At 60.4% G+C, this 16,875-nt stretch carries 14 protein-coding genes; 12 read left to right on the top strand and 2 right to left on the bottom strand.

Annotation, left to right across the window (positions count from 1 at the left end; genetic code table 11):
- Window position 1 precedes the first annotated feature (1 nt).
- Genes ACP7E0_RS17950 through ACP7E0_RS17965 form a run of 4 tightly spaced genes read left to right on the top strand, consistent with a single transcriptional unit; the run spans window position 2 to window position 4,325 of the window.
- Entirely contained in the window at window positions 2-1,822 is a 1,821-nt protein-coding gene (locus ACP7E0_RS17950) for a methyl-accepting chemotaxis protein (RefSeq protein ID WP_426126497.1), read from the top strand.
- A 2-nt stretch (window positions 1,823-1,824) separates the two neighbouring features.
- On the top strand, window positions 1,825-2,319 hold the full coding sequence (locus ACP7E0_RS17955) for a chemotaxis protein CheW (protein WP_426126498.1): 495 nt from the start codon (window positions 1,825-1,827) through the stop codon (window positions 2,317-2,319).
- A gap of 10 nt (window positions 2,320-2,329) precedes the next feature.
- The gene (locus ACP7E0_RS17960; RefSeq protein ID WP_426126501.1) at window positions 2,330-3,184 is read left to right on the top strand and encodes a CheR family methyltransferase; all 855 of its coding nucleotides are present in this window, start codon (window positions 2,330-2,332) and stop codon (window positions 3,182-3,184) included.
- A gap of 52 nt (window positions 3,185-3,236) precedes the next feature.
- Window positions 3,237-4,325, top strand: a complete 1,089-nt coding sequence (locus ACP7E0_RS17965; protein WP_426126503.1) for a protein-glutamate methylesterase/protein-glutamine glutaminase — start codon at window positions 3,237-3,239, stop codon at window positions 4,323-4,325.
- A gap of 184 nt (window positions 4,326-4,509) precedes the next feature.
- Here ACP7E0_RS17965 and ACP7E0_RS17970 read toward each other — a convergent pair whose 3' ends face one another.
- Window positions 4,510-5,673, bottom strand: coding sequence for a dihydrodipicolinate synthase family protein (locus ACP7E0_RS17970; protein ID WP_426126504.1), 1,164 nt, complete (start codon window positions 5,671-5,673; stop codon window positions 4,510-4,512).
- Between the two features lie 332 nt (window positions 5,674-6,005).
- Between ACP7E0_RS17970 and ACP7E0_RS17975 the strand changes: the two genes are divergently transcribed.
- Genes ACP7E0_RS17975 through ACP7E0_RS17995 form a run of 5 tightly spaced genes read left to right on the top strand, consistent with a single transcriptional unit; the run spans window position 6,006 to window position 11,960 of the window.
- Window positions 6,006-7,055: a LacI family DNA-binding transcriptional regulator gene (locus ACP7E0_RS17975; RefSeq protein ID WP_426126505.1), complete on the top strand. Its 1,050-nt coding sequence runs from the start codon at window positions 6,006-6,008 to the stop codon at window positions 7,053-7,055.
- Complete coding sequence (locus ACP7E0_RS17980) at window positions 7,052-8,053, top strand: Gfo/Idh/MocA family protein (RefSeq protein WP_426126506.1); 1,002 nt, start codon at window positions 7,052-7,054, stop codon at window positions 8,051-8,053. The genes ACP7E0_RS17975 and ACP7E0_RS17980 overlap by 4 nt, the downstream gene beginning before the upstream one ends.
- A 10-nt stretch (window positions 8,054-8,063) precedes the next feature.
- Window positions 8,064-9,677, top strand: a complete 1,614-nt coding sequence (locus ACP7E0_RS17985; RefSeq protein WP_426126508.1) for an acyl CoA:acetate/3-ketoacid CoA transferase — start codon at window positions 8,064-8,066, stop codon at window positions 9,675-9,677.
- On the top strand, window positions 9,670-10,449 hold the full coding sequence (locus ACP7E0_RS17990; protein ID WP_426126510.1) for an enoyl-CoA hydratase/isomerase family protein: 780 nt from the start codon (window positions 9,670-9,672) through the stop codon (window positions 10,447-10,449). The genes ACP7E0_RS17985 and ACP7E0_RS17990 overlap by 8 nt, the downstream gene beginning before the upstream one ends.
- A complete protein-coding gene (locus tag ACP7E0_RS17995; protein WP_426126511.1) occupies window positions 10,449-11,960 on the top strand; it encodes an aldehyde dehydrogenase family protein in 1,512 nt (503 codons plus the stop codon). The genes ACP7E0_RS17990 and ACP7E0_RS17995 overlap by 1 nt, the downstream gene beginning before the upstream one ends.
- A gap of 285 nt (window positions 11,961-12,245) precedes the next feature.
- Here ACP7E0_RS17995 and ACP7E0_RS18000 read toward each other — a convergent pair whose 3' ends face one another.
- Window positions 12,246-13,292, bottom strand: coding sequence for a LacI family transcriptional regulator (locus tag ACP7E0_RS18000; RefSeq protein ID WP_426126512.1), 1,047 nt, complete (start codon window positions 13,290-13,292; stop codon window positions 12,246-12,248).
- 333 nt (window positions 13,293-13,625) lie between these two features.
- On the opposite strand from ACP7E0_RS18000, the gene ACP7E0_RS18005 reads away from it, so the two are divergent.
- The 3 genes from ACP7E0_RS18005 (at window position 13,626) to ACP7E0_RS18015 (ending at window position 16,870) form a co-directional block, all read left to right on the top strand.
- Window positions 13,626-14,888: an ABC transporter substrate-binding protein gene (locus ACP7E0_RS18005; RefSeq protein WP_426126514.1), complete on the top strand. Its 1,263-nt coding sequence runs from the start codon at window positions 13,626-13,628 to the stop codon at window positions 14,886-14,888.
- Window positions 14,889-14,975: 87 nt separating this feature from the next.
- Entirely contained in the window at window positions 14,976-15,929 is a 954-nt protein-coding gene (locus ACP7E0_RS18010) for a carbohydrate ABC transporter permease (RefSeq protein WP_426126516.1), read from the top strand.
- Window positions 15,926-16,870, top strand: coding sequence for a carbohydrate ABC transporter permease (locus tag ACP7E0_RS18015; protein WP_426126518.1), 945 nt, complete (start codon window positions 15,926-15,928; stop codon window positions 16,868-16,870). Before ACP7E0_RS18010 ends, ACP7E0_RS18015 begins: the two co-directional genes overlap by 4 nt.
- Window positions 16,871-16,875: the final 5 nt, after the last annotated feature.

Raw genomic sequence — 16,875 nt, forward strand, 5'->3', positions numbered from 1 at the left:
GGTGCGCATAACTATCAAACTGAAACTCGCAATAGTATTTGCCGTCATCATTCTATTGACCGGCGGGATGGCCACCTTGGCCGTCTTCAATCTCTCCTCTCTGAACGCCGCGATTACGCAGATGGTCACTGGACCGATCGTCGACATGAAGACCGTCGCCGATTTGAGCGGTGCCTTCAACGGAACCGTGCGCGCGGAAAAGAACGCGATCCTCAACCAAAATTCGGTGGAGATCGCTGAATTCGTCAAGTCGATGAAGGAACGCCAGCAACAGCTGGATGGCTTTATCGCCACACTTTCAAAGTCGGCAGATCCGGATGTCCAGGCTAAGGCAACCGAGATCCGAGCGATCTATGACCAATATATGCCGCTTCAGCTGCGGGTCGCAGATCTTGCTTTGCAGAACACAGTGGAATCCAACAGTCAGGCATCAGCTTTGACCATGGGTGCTGGCCGCGACTTCATGAACAAGGCGCTGAAGGTCATCGACGAAGTCAATATCGTTGTCACCGGCAATGTTCAGGAAACCGACGAGGCGACCGATGTTCAGTATCTGAACTCGCGCATGCTGCTGATCTCGGCGACCATCGCGCTGACGCTGTTCTCGCTTGCTGCAGCTGTCTGGATTTCGCTGAACATCTCGCGCGGACTGCGCCGTGCCGTCGAGCTTGCCGATGCCGTCAGCATTGGTGATCTCAACTATGAAATCGCCCACAAGAGCAATGACGAGATCAAGGATCTGGTCAATTCCATGCAGGTCATGACCGCCAACCTGCGCAACACGGCGAGCCTTGCCGACAAGGTTGCCGACGGCGACCTGACGGTCGAGCCGGCACCGCTTTCGGAAAAGGATACGCTGGGTCTGGCGCTGCAGCGCATGGTCGAGCGCCTGCGCGGCGTCGTTGCCGATGCCCTTTCGGCCTCGGACAATGTTTCGGCCGGTAGCCAGGAACTGTCGGCAAGCTCCGAGCAGATTTCCCAAGGTGCGACCGAACAGGCGGCGTCTGCCGAAGAAGCCTCCGCTTCGATGGAAGAGATGGCGGCCAATATCAAGCAGAACGCCGATAATGCCGCCCAGACCGAGAAGATCGCCCGCCAGTCGTCGAAGGATGCCGAAGCCAGCGGCGAAGCTGTTGCCCGCGCTGTCAGCGCCATGCGCACGATCGCTGAAAAGATCGGTATCGTCCAGGAAATCGCCCGCCAGACCGACCTTCTCGCTCTGAACGCGGCTGTGGAAGCGGCCCGTGCCGGCGAGCATGGCAAGGGCTTTGCCGTCGTTGCCTCCGAAGTTCGCAAGCTTGCCGAACGCAGCCAGTCGGCTGCCGCTGAAATCGGTCAGATGTCCGGCGATACCGTCAAGGCTGCTGCCGAAGCCGGTGATATGCTCAACCGCCTGGTTCCGGATATCCGCAAGACCGCCGAACTGGTCTCTGAAATCTCGGCTGCCTGCCGCGAGCAGGATATCGGCGCCAGCCAGATCAACGAAGCGATCCAGCAGCTCGACAAGGTGACCCAGCAGAATGCCGGTGCCTCCGAGCAGATGTCGTCAACATCTGAAGAGCTGGCAGCCCAGGCTGAAGAACTGCAGACCTCGATTGCCTTCTTCAAGGTCGACGGCGCCGGTGTTCGCGTCGGGAACAAGAAGCAGTCGCAGAAGCCTGCTGCCCGTAGCTTTAGCCATACCGCTGCCCGCAAGGCGCCGGCACCGGCCGCTTCGCATAACAGCATTTCCGCCCAGCAGGCACGCGCCAAGGGCTTTGCTCTCGACCTGTCGATGGGCGGGCCGGATGCAGCCGATGCCGATTTCCGGGAAAGCGCTTGATCATGGCAACAGCGTCGCTTGAATCGCAATTCGTCACGTTCAGCCTCGGCGAGGAGGTCTTTGCCGTCCCCGTCGAGGTGGTCCGGGAAATCCTCGACTATGAGGAAGCCTTCAAGATCCCGAACGGCCCCGACTATCTGCTCGGCCTGCGCGACGTGCGCGGGCAGGGCGTGCCGACCATCGATCTCAGGCTGAAGCTTGGCCTGTCGAAAACCGTGCCAACACCCCATACGCGGGTGTTGGTGATGGATATTCCTCTGGAAAGCCGGACCCTTTCCCTCGGTCTCGTTGCCGACCGCGTCTTCGAAGTCACGCCGTTCAGGCGTGACCAGATCGAGGCGGCGCCCGATATCGGCATCCGCTGGCGCTCGGGCTACATCGCTGGTGTTGTGCCGCGGGAAGGCGGGTTCGTCGTCATCATCGACCTCGCCAGCCTGCTTTCGAGAGAAGAGACGGCCTTGCTGACCCCGCCGGGTGCGGCAGGGCACGCCGCCTGAGGTTATCCGCATGAATGTCGCCGTCCGTCAGACCCAGTCGCTTTCCGATCAAATCAGCAAGCGCAATTTCGATCGCCTCGCGCGGTTCATCTATGACTATAGCGGCATCAAGATGCCGCATAGCAAGCTGACGATGCTTGAAGGCCGCCTTCGCCGGCGGCTTCGGGCAACGAATATCGGCAGTTTCGACGATTACTGCGATTTCCTGTTCAACGAGGACGGGATCGAGCAGGAAGCCGTCTACCTGATCGACGCCGTGACGACGAACAAGACGGATTTCTTCCGTGAATCCAAGCATTTCGATTTCATGCGCGATGTGTCCCTGCCAGCGCTGGTCAACAAGGGGCACCACAATCTGCGGGTCTGGAGTTCGGCCTGCTCGACCGGTGCCGAGCCCTATACGATTGCCATGGTGATGGCGGAGTTTGCCGAAGGGCGATCGAATGTCGACTATTCGATCCTCGCCACCGACCTTTCCACCGAGGTTCTGCAGGTTGCCCGCCAGGGGATCTATGCCGACGATATCGTGGCACCGGTGCCTGCCGCCTTGCGCAAGAAATATGTGATGACGGCCAAGGAGCAGGGTCGCCGCGAGGTTCGCATCGTTTCAAAACTGCGCTCGAGGGTTGGCTTTGGCCGCATGAACCTGATGGATGCCAAATATCCGGTCGGCAATCCCATGCACATCATCTTCTGCCGCAACGTGCTGATCTATTTCGACAAGCCGACGCAATCGGATGTGCTGACGCGGCTGTGCGATTGCCTCTTGCCCGGCGGCTACATGTTCATCGGCCATTCCGAATCCATCACCGGCATCGATTTGCCGCTGAAGCAGGTCTCCAATACAGTCTTCCAACGCACGTGATCCGCAATCCCGGAACAGCCTTCCGGTCCATCCTCTGAAAAGACAGGCCGATATGGGAAAGAAAATCCGCGTTCTGATCATCGACGACAGCGCCAGCGTCCGCCAGGCACTGACGGCGGTGCTGCAGCAGGATCCCGATATCGAGGTGATGGGCGTGGCATCCGATCCGTTCATGGCGGCGCGCAAGATCGCTGAGGATATCCCCGACGTAATCACGCTCGATGTGGAAATGCCGCGCATGGACGGCATTACCTTCCTACGCAAGCTGATGGCGCAACATCCAATCCCGGTGGTGATGTGCTCGTCGCTGACCGAGGCCGGATCGGAAACGCTGCTGCAGGCGCTGGAAGCTGGGGCGGTCGACATCATTCTGAAGCCGAAGATTGGCGCCGCCGACCATTTGGCGGAAAGCGGCATGCGCATTTGCGAGGTGGTGAAAAGTGCAGCGCAGGCGCGGGTTTCCGGCGTTCGGCGATCGGCGGCCCAGGCAGGCGCGTCCAATCCGAACGCCCGGCTGACAGCGGATGCCATGCTGCCACCGCCGACTGGCCGGGCGATGGCCAAGACCACCGAAATGGTCGTCTGCGTCGGCGCGTCCACGGGTGGAACAGAGGCGTTGAGGGAGATGCTCGAGGCATTGCCGGCCAATGCGCCGGGTATCGTCATTGTCCAGCATATGCCGGAAAAGTTTAGTGCCGCCTTTGCCAAGCGGCTGAATAGCCTGTGCGAAGTCGAAGTCAAGGAAGCAGTCGATGGCGATCCGGTGCTGCGCGGCCATGTGCTGATTGCGCCGGGCGACCAGCACATGCTGTTGGAGCGGCAGGGCGCGCGCTACTACGTTTCGGTCAAGACCGGTCCGCTGGTCTCGCGCCATCGGCCGTCGGTCGATGTGCTGTTCCGCTCAGCCGCCCGCGCCGCCGGCGGCAATGCCATGGGCATCATCATGACCGGCATGGGTGATGACGGTGCGCGCGGCATGCAGGAAATGAAACAGGCCGGCGCGTTTACGGTGGCGCAGGACGAGGCAACCTCGATCGTTTTCGGTATGCCGAAAGAGGCGATTGCGCGCGGCGGCGTCGATCGGGTGGTGCCGCTCGACCAGATCGCCCGCGAGATCTTGATGGCGCAGTCGCGGTTTTGACGGTGCGCTCTCTCTTCTCCCCAGCGGGGAGAAGGTGGCCCAAAGGGCCGGATGAGGGGGAGCCACAAACTCAGAATGTGCCGAACGGCCCCCTCATCGCCTCGCATAGCTCGGCACTTCTCCCCGCTGGGGAGAAGAGGGAGTTTGTTGTTCGCTCCCGCAAACTCAAGGGGATTTGTACCCCTCAAATCCCCTGCGTCACCAGAAACGCCTTCATCCGCTCTACTGCCATATCCGGCATATCCAGAACATTGGCGTGGTCGGCGAGGCGGAAGATATCGGCATAGTGCAGCACGCCGCGCGCCGACTGCATGCCGGCCGGCATGGTGAAATGCCGTTGATGGCCGTTCAGCCAGGCAAGGAACACGACGCCCGCCTTGTAATATTGCGTCGGCGTTTCGAAGATCTTTCGTGACAAGGGCACGGTCGGCTCGATCACTGCGCGGAATGTTGCGACATCATTTGATGCCAGCGAGGCCAGCGCCTTTGAGGCGGAGGGTGCGACGGCGTCGAAGATACCGAGCAGGGCATGGCTGTATTTCTGCCCGTCGCCTTCGATCAGTTCGGCATAATTGAAATCGTCGCCGGTGAAGCACAGCACATCGTCCGGCAGGCGGTTGCGCAGCGCGACTTCGCAGGCATTGTCGAGCAGCGAGATCTTGATGCCTTCGACCTTCGCCTTGTTCTCCTCGATGATCGACAGGACGGTTTCGAGTGCCGTGTCGAAATTCTCCGAACCCCAATAGCCTTTCAACTGCGGATCGAACATGTCGCCGAGCCAGTGCAGCACGACCTTGTCCTTGGTCTGTGACAGGATGCGGCCATAGACTTTGCGGTAATCATCCGGCGATGCGGCGATGCGGGCGAGCGCCCGGCTTGCCATCATGATCGACCGGCCGCCTTGCTGTTCGACGAAACCGACCTGGGTTTCATAGGCCCGGATGACGTCGTCGAGCGAGCGGGTATCGGCGGGTGAAAGATGATCGGTGCCGGCGCCACAGGCCAGATCGGCGCCCGGCACGCTGCGGGCTTCAGTCAGCGACCGGCGGATCAGTTCCTGTGCTCCCACCCAATCCAGCCCCATGCCCCGCTGCGACGTGTCCATTGCCTCGGCGATTTTGAAGCCCAACGCCCAGAGATGATGGCGGAACGCCATCGTCCGTTCCCAGTCGATCGCGGGGCAGCCCCATGGGTCGAGATCGCGCAAGGGATCGGAGACGACGTGGGCAGCCGCATAGGCGATACGGTTGAAGACCGGGGCCGTTTTCGGCCGCGCGATCGGCGTCCCCGTCAAGCGGTAAATCTCAAGCGAACCATCGGTGCGCGGCAGCGACAGGGTGGCGGACATGCGGGCTCCTCCTTGGGTATTGCAAGCCGAATAATTTAGATCGTTCCAAATTTCAAGAGATAATTTGGTGGATAAGTTTCACTGCGGCGCCGTTGGGAGAGGGCATTAACGCACGGATCAGGCCCCGTCGTCTATCTCTCTCTAATGTCGATTCAGATAAATATCGTTCAATATCAATATATTATACTTTCTTGATTTTGTCCCTGTGCTTTGGTTTCCGATCACGATGAGTTCGGCACGGCATATTTTACGAAACCCGCTTGACAAAATTGGAACGTTCCAATTATTTTGCAGGCAGCGCTGAGGCACGAAGACCTCGCCGGGAGGAAAATGTGGGTAAAGAACGGGTGACGGTCATCGATATTGCGCATGCCGCCGGCGTGTCGAAGTCGACCGTGTCGCTCGTGCTGCAGGCAAGTCCGCTCGTCAACGAGGTCACCCGTGCCAAGGTCAACGCCGTCATCCGCGATCTCGGCTATGTCTATAATCGCGGTGCGGCCAACTTGCGCCAGTCCAATTCCAAGTCGAAAATTATCGGCATTGTCGTCAACGACCTGACCAACAGCTTCTTTGCCGAGCTTGCCGTCGGCGTCGATATGGTCGTGCAATCGGCCGGCTACGTGCAGTTCCTCGCCAATACCGCCGAAAGCGTCGATCGCCAGCGCGAGGTCATCGCCTCGATGCGCGAGCACGGCATTTCCGGCCTGATCCTGTCGCCGGCGCGCGGTACGGATGCGGCCGATCTGAAGCCGCTGGTGGCAAGCGGCATCCCGGTCGTCAATGTCGTACGGCAGGTTGCCGGCGCAAAAGTTTCTTCGCTGGTATCCGATAATCATGCCGGCATGCGCGATGCGGTCCGCCATCTGGCCGGGCTTGGCCATCACCGCATTGCCTTTCTCGGCGGTTTTCCCGATACGGCCGTGTTCAACGAGCGAATGCAGGGCTATCGCGACGCGCTGTCGGATATGGACCTGGCCGTGCATGACGAGCTTGTTATCAGTTCGGCGCCATCCCGGGCAGGGGGCGTTGCCGCCATCGAGCGGGCGCTCATGTTGCGCGAGCGGCCGACGGCCGCCGTCTGCTTCAACGATGCGGTCGCCTTTGGTGTCTGCGACGGCTTGCGCGCCCATCGTCTCGATCCGGGTGAGGATTTTGCCGTAATCGGTTTCGACGATGTGATCGAGGCGCAGACGGCGGTGCCGGCGCTGACGACGATTTCCGTCGATCCGCAGGGCATGGGCCGCCGGGCAGCACAGCTTCTTTTGAAACAGATCAATGCCGGACGGGCGGACGCCGAAGCGATCGTTAGTTCGGTGCGGCTGGTCGTGCGCCAAAGCTGTGGCGCCGCCATCGATAAGCGCGAAAGGCTATCCTTGTTATGACACGTTGGGGTTTGATCGGGGCAAGCACGATTGCCCATGAATGGGTGATCGACGCGATCCGCGCTGTCGGCGGCGAGATCGTTTCGGTGATGAGCACCAGCGCCGAGCGCGGCGCCAAATATGCCAACGATCATGGCATTGCCAAATCGGTGACCAGTATTGCCGAGCTTGTCGGCGATCCCGACGTTCAGGCTGTCTATATCTCGACCACCAATGAATTGCACCGCGACCAGGTGATCGCGGCGGCGAAGGCCGGCAAGCATATTCTCTGCGAGAAGCCGTTGGCGATGTCGCTGGAAGATGCGCGCATCATGGTCAAGGCTGCCCGGGACGCGGGCGTTGTCATGGCAACCAACCATCATCTGCGCGGCGCAGCGTCCCACCGGGCAATGCGCGATGCAATTGCCGCAGGCCGGATCGGCCAGCCGCTCGCGGCTCGCGTCTGCCATGCCGGTTATCTGCCGCCGCATCTGCAGGGCTGGCGCCTCGACAGGCCGGAGGCGGGCGGCGGCGTCATTCTCGATATCACCGTGCACGACACCGATACCCTGCGCTTCGTGCTCGGCGACGATCCGGTCGAAGCGGTGGCGCTTGGTCAATATGGCGGCATGGCGAAGGCCGGGCTTGAGGATGCGGCGATGGGCGTGCTGCGCTTCAAGTCTGGTTTGATTGCCCAGTTCCATGATGGCTTTACCACCAAATATGCCGTTACCGGCTTTGAAGTCCACGGCTCGGAGGGATCGTTGATCGCCCGCAACTGCATGACCCAGAAAGCGATTGGTACCGTGACCCTGCGCAACGCCGATGGCGAAACGGAGTTGCCGCTCGACCACCGCAATCTCTACGAAAACACGCTGATCGCCTTCGACGACGCGATCGCCGGCAAGGGCAAGCCGCTCTGCGGCGGCGAGGACGGGATCTGGTCGCTGGCCACGGGGCTTGCGGTGATGAAATCAGCGCAGACCGGCGACACGGTCAAGATTGAAACCGGACTTTGAGAGCATTTCCATGAGCAAGCATATCACCCCGGCCGAGGCTGCCGCCCTGATCCCCGATGGCGCGATCGTTTCCGTGTCGTCGTCGAGCGGACTTGGCTGCCCGGATTTGATGCTGAAGGCGATCGGCGAGCGTTTTGATGCCTCCGGCCATCCGCGTCACCTGACGACGCTGCATCCGATTGCCGCCGGCGACATGAGCGGCATCAAGGGCGTGGATTACATCGCCAAGAAGGGGCTGTTGAAAAAGATCATCGGCGGGTCCTACCCGTCCGGCCCATCGACATCCGAGCCGCCGCTGATCTGGCAGATGATCGGCAGTAACGAGGTCGCCGCCTACAACATCCCGTCTGGCGTGCTGTTCGACATGCACCGCGAAGCCGCCGCCAAGCGTCCGGGCGTACTGACCAAGATCGGCCTCGATACATTCGTCGATCCCGCCCGGCAAGGCTGCGCCATGAACGCGTCGGCCGCAGCCGAACCGGTCGTCAAGAAGTTGGAGTTTGAGGGCGAGGAATGGCTCTATTTCAAGGCGATCGTACCGCAGGTGGCGATCATCCGGGCGACGACCGCCGACGAGCGCGGCAACCTGACCTATGAGCACGAGGGCGCCACTCTTGGTGGTCTCGATCAGGCACTGGCTGCCCGAAACAATGGCGGCATCGTCATTGCTCAGGTCAAGCGCATCACCAAGTCGGGTTCGATGAAGCCGCATGATGTGCGCGTGCCCGGCATGCTGGTCGATTATGTTGTGGTCGACCCCGACCAGAAGCAGACTACGCTGACGGACTACGATCCGGCGATATCAGGCGAAATATTCCGGCCGCTCGAGAGCTTTCGCGTGCCCGAATTCAATATCCAAAAGGTCATTGCCCGGCGCGTCGCACAGGAGCTTCAGGGCGGCTCTTGCGTCAATCTCGGCTTCGGTATCTCGGCCAATGTGCCGCGTATCCTGCTTGAAGAAGGCCTGCACGGCTCGGTCACCTGGGTGATCGAGCAGGGCGCTGTCGGCGGCGTTCCGCTGCTCGATTTCGCCTTCGGTTGCGCCTCGAATGCCGACGCCTTCATGCCGTCGCCCTATCAGTTCACCTATTTCCAGGGCGCCGGTTTCGATGCCTCGCTTCTGTCCTTCCTCGAGATCGACAAGTCCGGCTCGGTCAACGTCTCGAAGCTTTCCTTCCGGCCGCATGTGACCGCGGGAGCGGGTGGGTTCGTCGATATCACCGCGCGGGCAAAGAAGATCGTCTTTTCCGGCATGTTCAATGCCGGGGCGAAACTTTCGATGGCCGATAGCAAGCTGGTGATCGAGAAAGAGGGCAAGCTGAAGAAACTGGTCAACGAGGTCGAGCACGTCACCTTCTCCGGCCGCCGGGCGGTCGAACAGGGGCAGGACATTACCTATGTCACCGAGCGCTGCGTAATGAAGCTGACGCCTGATGGCATCATGCTGACCGAGATCGCGCCGGGTGTCGATCTGCAGACGCATATTCTCGACCAGTCGGAATTCCCTCTGATCGTTTCCGATAAGTTGAAGGTCATGGATGCGGCGCTGTTCCATGAAACGCCGATCGGCCTGACGCTGCCGCAAAAGCCGATCCGTACGCTGGGAGCGGTGGCACATGGCTGATGAACGGATCAAGATCGATATCGACGGCGCGATTGCCACGCTCACGGTTGCGCGGCCGGACAAGCTGAATGCTTTCGATATCGACATGCTCAAGGCGCTTTCGGCGGCCTGCGATACGCTCGAGGCCGATGCCAGTGTGCGCGTTGTTATTCTAACCGGCGAGGGCAAGGCCTTTTCCGCCGGTGGCGATATCAAGGCTTGGGGGGCGATGGCCCCAAACGAGTTTGGCCATCAATGGGTGCGCTTCGGACACCGGGTGTTCGAGCGGCTGGCAACCCTGCGCATGCCGGTGATTGCCGCGATCAACGGCCACACGCTCGGCGGCGGGCTGGAACTGGCGGCAGCAGTGGATATCCGCATCGCCGAAACCCAGGTGAAGATCGGCCTGCCGGAAACAAGCCTTGGCATGGTGCCGGGCTGGTCTGGTACCCAGCGTCTGGTCAGGCGGTTTGGTGCACAGATCGTGCGGCGCATGGTGCTGGGCGGCGAGATGTTTTCTGCCGAAGAGGCACGCACGTTTGGGTTGGTCGATGCAGTGGTGGCGACCGGAACGGTGCTGGACGCAGCGAAGGATTATGCGGGCCGCATCGCCAAGCGCGGCCCGGCGGCGCTGGAAATCTGCAAGCTGATGATTGCGTCTGCCAACGGCGAAGACAATGGGACCGCCGTGGAGGCGCTGGGCTCGATCCTGGCCGCCAAGACTGGCGACATGAAAGAGGGTGTTGCGGCTTTTACCGGCAAACGCCCCGCGGAATTCAAGGGAGAATGGTAATGACGGTTTTGGTGAAGCCCAAGGCTTTGACTGACACAAAGGTGCGCGAATTCCAGATGCTGATCGACGGCAAATGGGGAAATGCAGCCGAGGGCAGGACGCTAGAGCGCGTGGCTCCCGGCCATGGCGTTACCGTCAGCCGCTATCAGGCCGCGACGAAAGCCGATGCCGAACGGGCGATCGCCGCTGCACGCAAGGCGTTTGACGATGGCCCCTGGCCGCGGATGACGGCGTCGGAGCGTTCGCTTGTGATGCTCCGGGCCGCCGACATGATCGCGGCGCGTGCCGATGAACTGGCCTATCTCGACTGCATCGAGAGTGGTAAGCCGATCAGCCAGGCCAAGGGCGAACTTGGCGGTGCCGCCGATATCTGGCGCTATGCTGCGGCCCTTGCCCGCGACCTGCACGGCGAAAGCTACAATACGCTTGGCGATGGCACGCTCGGCGTCGTGCTGCGCGAAGCAATCGGTGTCGTCTCGATCATCACGCCCTGGAATTTCCCGTTCCTGATCGTCAGCCAGAAGCTGCCGTTCGCGCTCGCTGCCGGTTGCACGACGGTGGTCAAGCCGTCGGAACTCACCTCCGGATCGACGCTGGTTCTAGGCGAAATCCTCGAAGCGGCCGGTGTGCCGGTGGGCGTCGTCAACATCATCACCGGCACCGGCCCGGATGTCGGCGCGATCATGACCTCGCATCCGGATGTCGACATGGTCTCCTTCACCGGCTCGACCGGTATCGGTAAGCTGACCATGACCAATGCGGCGCAGACGCTGAAGAAAGTGTCGCTGGAGCTCGGCGGCAAGAACCCGCAGATCGTCTTCCCGGATGCCAATCTCGATGATTTCATCGATGCGGCGGTGTTCGGCGCCTATTTCAATGCCGGAGAATGCTGCAATGCCGGTTCGCGGCTGATCGTCCATAAGGATATCGCGCAGGACGTGATTGCCCGCATTGCCGCGATGTCGGCCAAGGTCAAGGTAGGCGATCCGCTCGATCCGGAAACCCAGGTCGGCGCGATCATCACGCCGCAGCATCTGGAAAAGATTGTCGGCTACGTCTCGGCCGCGTCCGGCAATGGTGCGACGGTCTCGCATGGCGGCGCGGCACTCGATCTCGGCTCCGGCCAGTTCATGTCGCCGACCATTCTGTCTGCTGTCACGCCCGACATGGCCGTGGCACGCGAAGAGGTTTTTGGGCCGGTCCTGTCCGTATTGACCTTCGAGACCACTGACGAGGCGATCCGAATTGCCAACTCCATCGATTACGGCCTGTCGGCCGGCGTCTGGAGCCGCGATTTCGATACCTGCCTGACCGTTGGCCGCAAGGTGCGGGCCGGAACGGTCTGGATGAACACCTTCATGGACAGCGCGTCGGAACTGCCGTTCGGCGGCTACCGTCAGTCCGGCCTCGGCCGCGAACTCGGCCGCCATGCGGTCGAGGATTATACCGAGACCAAGACGCTTAACATGCATATCGGCGGCCGCACCGGCTGGTGGATGCCGCGTTCGTAAGGCGGCTTGAACCGAGGCGATTTAGGGAAGGAGGGCGTGATGAGATTGAATTTGAATGGTTTGAAGAAGGGCGCCAATCCTTCTTCCGTCATCCTCGCCCTTGTGGCGGGGATCCAGCCACGGCGCGTCCGCGCCGTGAATGACTTCTCTATCGGTAGGCCGCCTCTTGCGCCCAAGGACTTGGGCGCGCTGAATCCCTGTGACAAGCACAGGGATGACGGAGGTCGGGGTAAGCGCTTGGTGCAAACAGAACCTGCATCTGCGTCGAAAACGCGTCGTGCCGCCTCACACCGCCGGAAAATTGACCGCTGGTTTCAGCAGAACCTGCATATTGGTCGTTTCCTTACCTGCGATCCGCGCCAAAAGTACGTGGCCCATCTGCTCTCCGGTATCGGTCAGGTCCTCGTAGATCGTCTCGACTTTGGGCTGAATGTTGACCAGCAGTTTCGAAGTCTGCTTGGCGACGATGTCATATTCGACGCCGAGCGTCAGGCCGTGGTCGCTCATGCCGGTAATGGTTGCCAGCGCCGAGACCTCGCCGCCGCAGGTGAAGCCATCCGGAGCGTCGGGCTCGCCCGCGCGCCGGCTGATGAAGTCGCGAATATGGTCGATGGGACTGTCGAGATGGATCTCGTCGGGGATTTCGTAGGCGACGCCGGCCTCGCGAACAGCGGTCATGAAGCCGTGCAGCAGGTGCTGGGAAAAGGTCATGCGCTTGGGCGGCAAGATGATCATCGGCTTATGGCGGCCGCGCACGATCAGCCGTTTGGTCGCCTCGTAGGCGAAGGAAAAGTTGTCGTAGTCGACATATGGGTGCGGGGTGGAGAGCTCCGTTCTCCCGTGACAGACGAACGGAAAGTCGTTCTCGATCAGGAAGCGCACGCGCGGATCGAACGGTTCGGTGCGCGAGAAGATCAGCCCGTCGGCCATGCTGTTGCGGACAATGTGGCGCACGGCATCGAGATTGCTGTCGTTCATGAAATTCGGCGTGACGATGATGTGATAGGGCGTGTCGGTCAGCGCCTTGGCAAGCCCCAGCATCAGCGAAGTGCCGTAGCCGAGGATTTCCTCGTGCGGATCGAGAAGCACGCTGATGACATTGGTGCGGCCGGTCTTCAGGCGTTGTGCCGCCCGGTCGGGCAGGTAGCCGATCTCGGCTGCTACCTCATGCACCCGGCGCCGGGTTTCGGCCGAAATCTGCGGGGCGTTGCTAAGCGCGCGCGATACGGTAGTGACCGCAAATCCGGTGAGATCGGCGATGGTGCGCAGGGTCGGCCGGACATGCCGGGCAGCCGTTTGGTCCGGCGTCAAGGATTTGGGAGCGTCTGCCAATGATAGTCTTTCTTTACGCGTGCACAAACCGCTTTGTAACGCGGGACAAACCGATGCGCAATGCGCGCTATGCAAACGTTATAAATTCAGTTTGACTTCTGATTATTGCTGCGATGCAGCATGAAAATTATGCTTATAAAATAGCAAATTCAATGTGTTCTCTTTCGAACACCCAAATCGGATACGCCCGCTTGACTTGAGGAAATTTATAACGTTTTAAATTAACCGGCGGCGTGTGCCGCAGATATATTGCTACCCCGTTTTTGAGAGCGGGACGGCACTCAACGGCGGGAGGAGATTCCGCCAAGATGACTTGCAACCGGGAGGATTACGATGCGCAAGTTTATGACGATGACGGCAATGGCAGCTTTGATGGTGGCGGGCTGCGGGCTTGCTGCCCAAGCCGAGGATGTCAAGGAAGTTCAGATGCTTCATTGGTGGACGTCGGGCGGCGAAGCTGCTGCTCTGAACGTTCTTAAGGGCGATCTTTCCAAGGAAGGCTTTGCCTGGAAGGACGTGCCGGTCGCCGGCGGTGGCGGCGATGCTGCCATGACCGCGCTGAAGGCGATGGTTGCCGCCGGCACCTATCCGACAGCGTCGCAGATGCTCGGCTATACCGTTCTCGACTATGCGGCTGCCGGCGTGATGGGCGACCTCACCGCAACTGCTGTCAAGGAAGGCTGGGACAAGTCGGTTCCGGCAGCGCTGCAGAAGTTCTCCGTCTATGACGGCAAGTGGGTTGCCGCTCCGGTCAACGTCCACTCGGTCAACTGGTTGTGGATCAACAAGTCGGTGATGGACAAGATCGGCGGTACCGAGCCAAAGACGTTCGAAGACCTGGTTGCCCTGCTCGACAAGGCCAAGGCTGCCGGTGTGATCCCGCTCGCACTGGGTGGCCAGAACTGGCAGGAAGCCACGATGTTCGACTCGATCGTGCTCTCCACGGGCGGCGCTGAGTTCTACAAGAAGGCCTTCAACGATCTCGACGAAGAATCGCTGAAGTCCGACACGATGAAGAAGTCGTTCGATAACCTCGCAACGATCATCAAATATGTCGATCCGAACTTCTCGGGCCGCGACTGGAACCTGGCAACCGCCATGGTCATCAAGGGCGATGCGCTCGTGCAGGTCATGGGCGACTGGGCAAAGGGTGAATTCGTTGCCGCCAAGAAAGTCCCGGATACGGACTTCCTGTGCTACCGCTTCCCCGGCACCGACGGCAGCGTGATCTATAACTCCGATATGTTCGGCATGTTCAACGTTCCGGACGACCAGAAGGCCGCCCAGGTCGCACTTGCGACTGCAACGCTGTCGAAGAGTTTCCAGTCGGCGTTCAACGTCGTCAAGGGTTCGGTTCCGGCACGGACAGACGTTCCGGATACGGATTTCGACGCTTGCGGCAAGAAAGGCATCGCCGACCTGAAGGCAGCCAACGACGGCGGCACGCTGTTCGGTTCGCTGGCCCAGGGTTACGGTGCACCTCCGGCGATTGCCAATGCCTACAAGGACGTCGTGTCCAAGTTCGTGCACGGCCAGATCAAGACCTCCGACGAAGCCGTGACGGAACTCGTCAAGGCGATCGACGACGCACGTTGATCTCCAACTGAACAGGACCTCTCCCGGCAAGGCGGGGGAGGGCTCCGATACGAACGCCGATGACGGCCCTGGGAGGGGACGATTTCCATGAGTACTGTGACTACCCCCGAAATCAGCCTGACGCCGGAGCGCTCGACGCGGACCTCCGTGCGCTCGCGACTGCAGGATGCGCTGCCGAAGATCGTGCTGGCGCCAAGCTTCGTCATCACGCTGGTCTTCGTCTACGGCTTCATCATCTGGACGGGCTATCTGTCCTTTACCAATTCCAAGACGTTTCCCTCGTATGCGATCACCGGTGCGCGCGCCTATCAAAGGCTGTGGCGCTGGACCTTCGAGAGCGACCCGCCATCAAGCTGGTACACGTCGATCACCAATATGGGCATTTTCGGTTTTCTCTATATCGGCATCTGCCTCGGCCTCGGCCTGTTTCTGGCCATCCTGCTTGATCAGAAGATCCGCGGCGAGGGCCTGCTGCGGCCGATCTATCTCTATCCGATGGCGCTGTCCTTCATCGTCACCGGCGTCGCCTGGAAATGGTTCCTCGATCCGGGGCTCGGCCTCGAGCAGACCCTGCATCAATGGGGCTGGACCAGCTTTCACTTCGACTGGATCAAGAACAAGGATTTCGTCATCTACACGGTGGTCATCGCCGGTGTCTGGCAGGCTTCCGGCTTCGTCATGGCGATGTTCCTGGCCGGTCTGCGCGGTATCGACGGCGAGATCATGAAGGCAGCCCAGATCGATGGCGCGACGACGGTGCAGCTCTATCGCCGCATCATCATTCCGCTGCTGCGTCCGGTCTTCCTCTCCGCCTTCATCGTGCTCGCCCATATGGCGATCAAGTCTTATGACCTTGTCGTGGCGCTGACATCCGGCGGCCCCGGAGGTTCTGCCTGGCTGCCGTCCAATTTCATGTACGAATACACGTTCAAGCGCAACGAAATGGCCGTTGGCTCGGCCAGCGCCATCATCATGCTGATGACGATCTCGGCAATCATCGTTCCCTATCTCTATTCCGAACTGCGGGAGAAATCACGATGAGCGCGATCGTCTCCTCGGGTACGGCGGCACGCCGCAGCAATGGCGCACGGATGTTCAACCGCATCGTCATCTATGGACTGCTGGCCTTCTTCGCCATCGTTTACCTCATGCCGCTGTTCGTCATGCTGGTCACATCCTTCAAGACGATGGACGAGATCCAGAACGGCAACATGCTCGCCCTGCCGCGCGCTCCGACCTTCGAACCATGGGTAAAAGCTTGGGGCGAGACCTGCGTCGGTCTCACCTGTGCGGGCATCAAAGGTTATTTCTGGAATTCGCTGAAGATGGTCATTCCGGCTGTCCTGATCTCGACCATCCTTGGTGCGTTGAACGGTTACGTTCTGACCAAATGGCGGTTTCGCGGCCATACGCTGGTCTTCGGTATGATGCTGTTTGCCTGCTTCATTCCCTTCCAGTCCGTGCTTCTGCCGATGGCGACCATTCTCGGCAGCCTCGGGCGCTTCGGCATCACGTTGCAAAACGCGACCGGTTTCCGCTTCGGGTTCGGCAATCCGACGGTCAATCTGGTGCTGGTCCACGTCATCTATGGTCTCGGCTTCACGACACTGTTCTTCCGCAATTTTTACGAGGCTTTCCCGACCGAACTGGTGAAGGCCGCACAGGTCGATGGTGCCGGCTTTTTCCAGATTTTCCGGCGGATCATGCTGCCGAATTCGCTGCCAATCATCGTCGTCACCGTGATCTACCAGTTCACCAATATCTGGAACGACTTCCTGTTTGCCTCGGCCTATGCCGGAACCGGTGAATCCATGCCGATGACGGTGGCTTTGAACAACGTCGTCAACACCTCCACCGGGGTGGTCGAATACAACGTCAACATGGCAGCCGCGATGATCGCCGCCATGCCCACGCTTCTGGTTTACATTCTCGCCGGCCGCTATTTCGTACGCGGACTGATGGCGGGCGCCGTCAAAGGATAATACCC

It is taken from the genome of Pararhizobium sp. PWRC1-1 (genome assembly GCF_049897905.1).
Lineage (GTDB): Bacteria > Pseudomonadota > Alphaproteobacteria > Rhizobiales > Rhizobiaceae > Pararhizobium.

What these genes read in the sequence shown, in the direction of transcription:
- ACP7E0_RS17980 (WP_426126506.1), top strand. Translation starts at nt 7,052, where the DNA reads ATGACACGTTGGGGTTTGATCGGGGCAAGCACGATTGCCCATGAATGG.
- ACP7E0_RS17970 (WP_426126504.1), bottom strand. Translation starts at nt 5,673, where the DNA reads ATGTCCGCCACCCTGTCGCTGCCGCGCACCGATGGTTCGCTTGAGATT.
- ACP7E0_RS17960 (WP_426126501.1), top strand. Translation starts at nt 2,330, where the DNA reads ATGAATGTCGCCGTCCGTCAGACCCAGTCGCTTTCCGATCAAATCAGC.
- ACP7E0_RS17990 (WP_426126510.1), top strand. Translation starts at nt 9,670, where the DNA reads ATGGCTGATGAACGGATCAAGATCGATATCGACGGCGCGATTGCCACG.
- ACP7E0_RS18005 (WP_426126514.1), top strand. Translation starts at nt 13,626, where the DNA reads ATGCGCAAGTTTATGACGATGACGGCAATGGCAGCTTTGATGGTGGCG.
- ACP7E0_RS17995 (WP_426126511.1), top strand. Translation starts at nt 10,449, where the DNA reads ATGACGGTTTTGGTGAAGCCCAAGGCTTTGACTGACACAAAGGTGCGC.
- ACP7E0_RS17985 (WP_426126508.1), top strand. Translation starts at nt 8,064, where the DNA reads ATGAGCAAGCATATCACCCCGGCCGAGGCTGCCGCCCTGATCCCCGAT.
- ACP7E0_RS17955 (WP_426126498.1), top strand. Translation starts at nt 1,825, where the DNA reads ATGGCAACAGCGTCGCTTGAATCGCAATTCGTCACGTTCAGCCTCGGC.
- ACP7E0_RS18015 (WP_426126518.1), top strand. Translation starts at nt 15,926, where the DNA reads ATGAGCGCGATCGTCTCCTCGGGTACGGCGGCACGCCGCAGCAATGGC.
- ACP7E0_RS18010 (WP_426126516.1), top strand. Translation starts at nt 14,976, where the DNA reads ATGAGTACTGTGACTACCCCCGAAATCAGCCTGACGCCGGAGCGCTCG.
- ACP7E0_RS17965 (WP_426126503.1), top strand. Translation starts at nt 3,237, where the DNA reads ATGGGAAAGAAAATCCGCGTTCTGATCATCGACGACAGCGCCAGCGTC.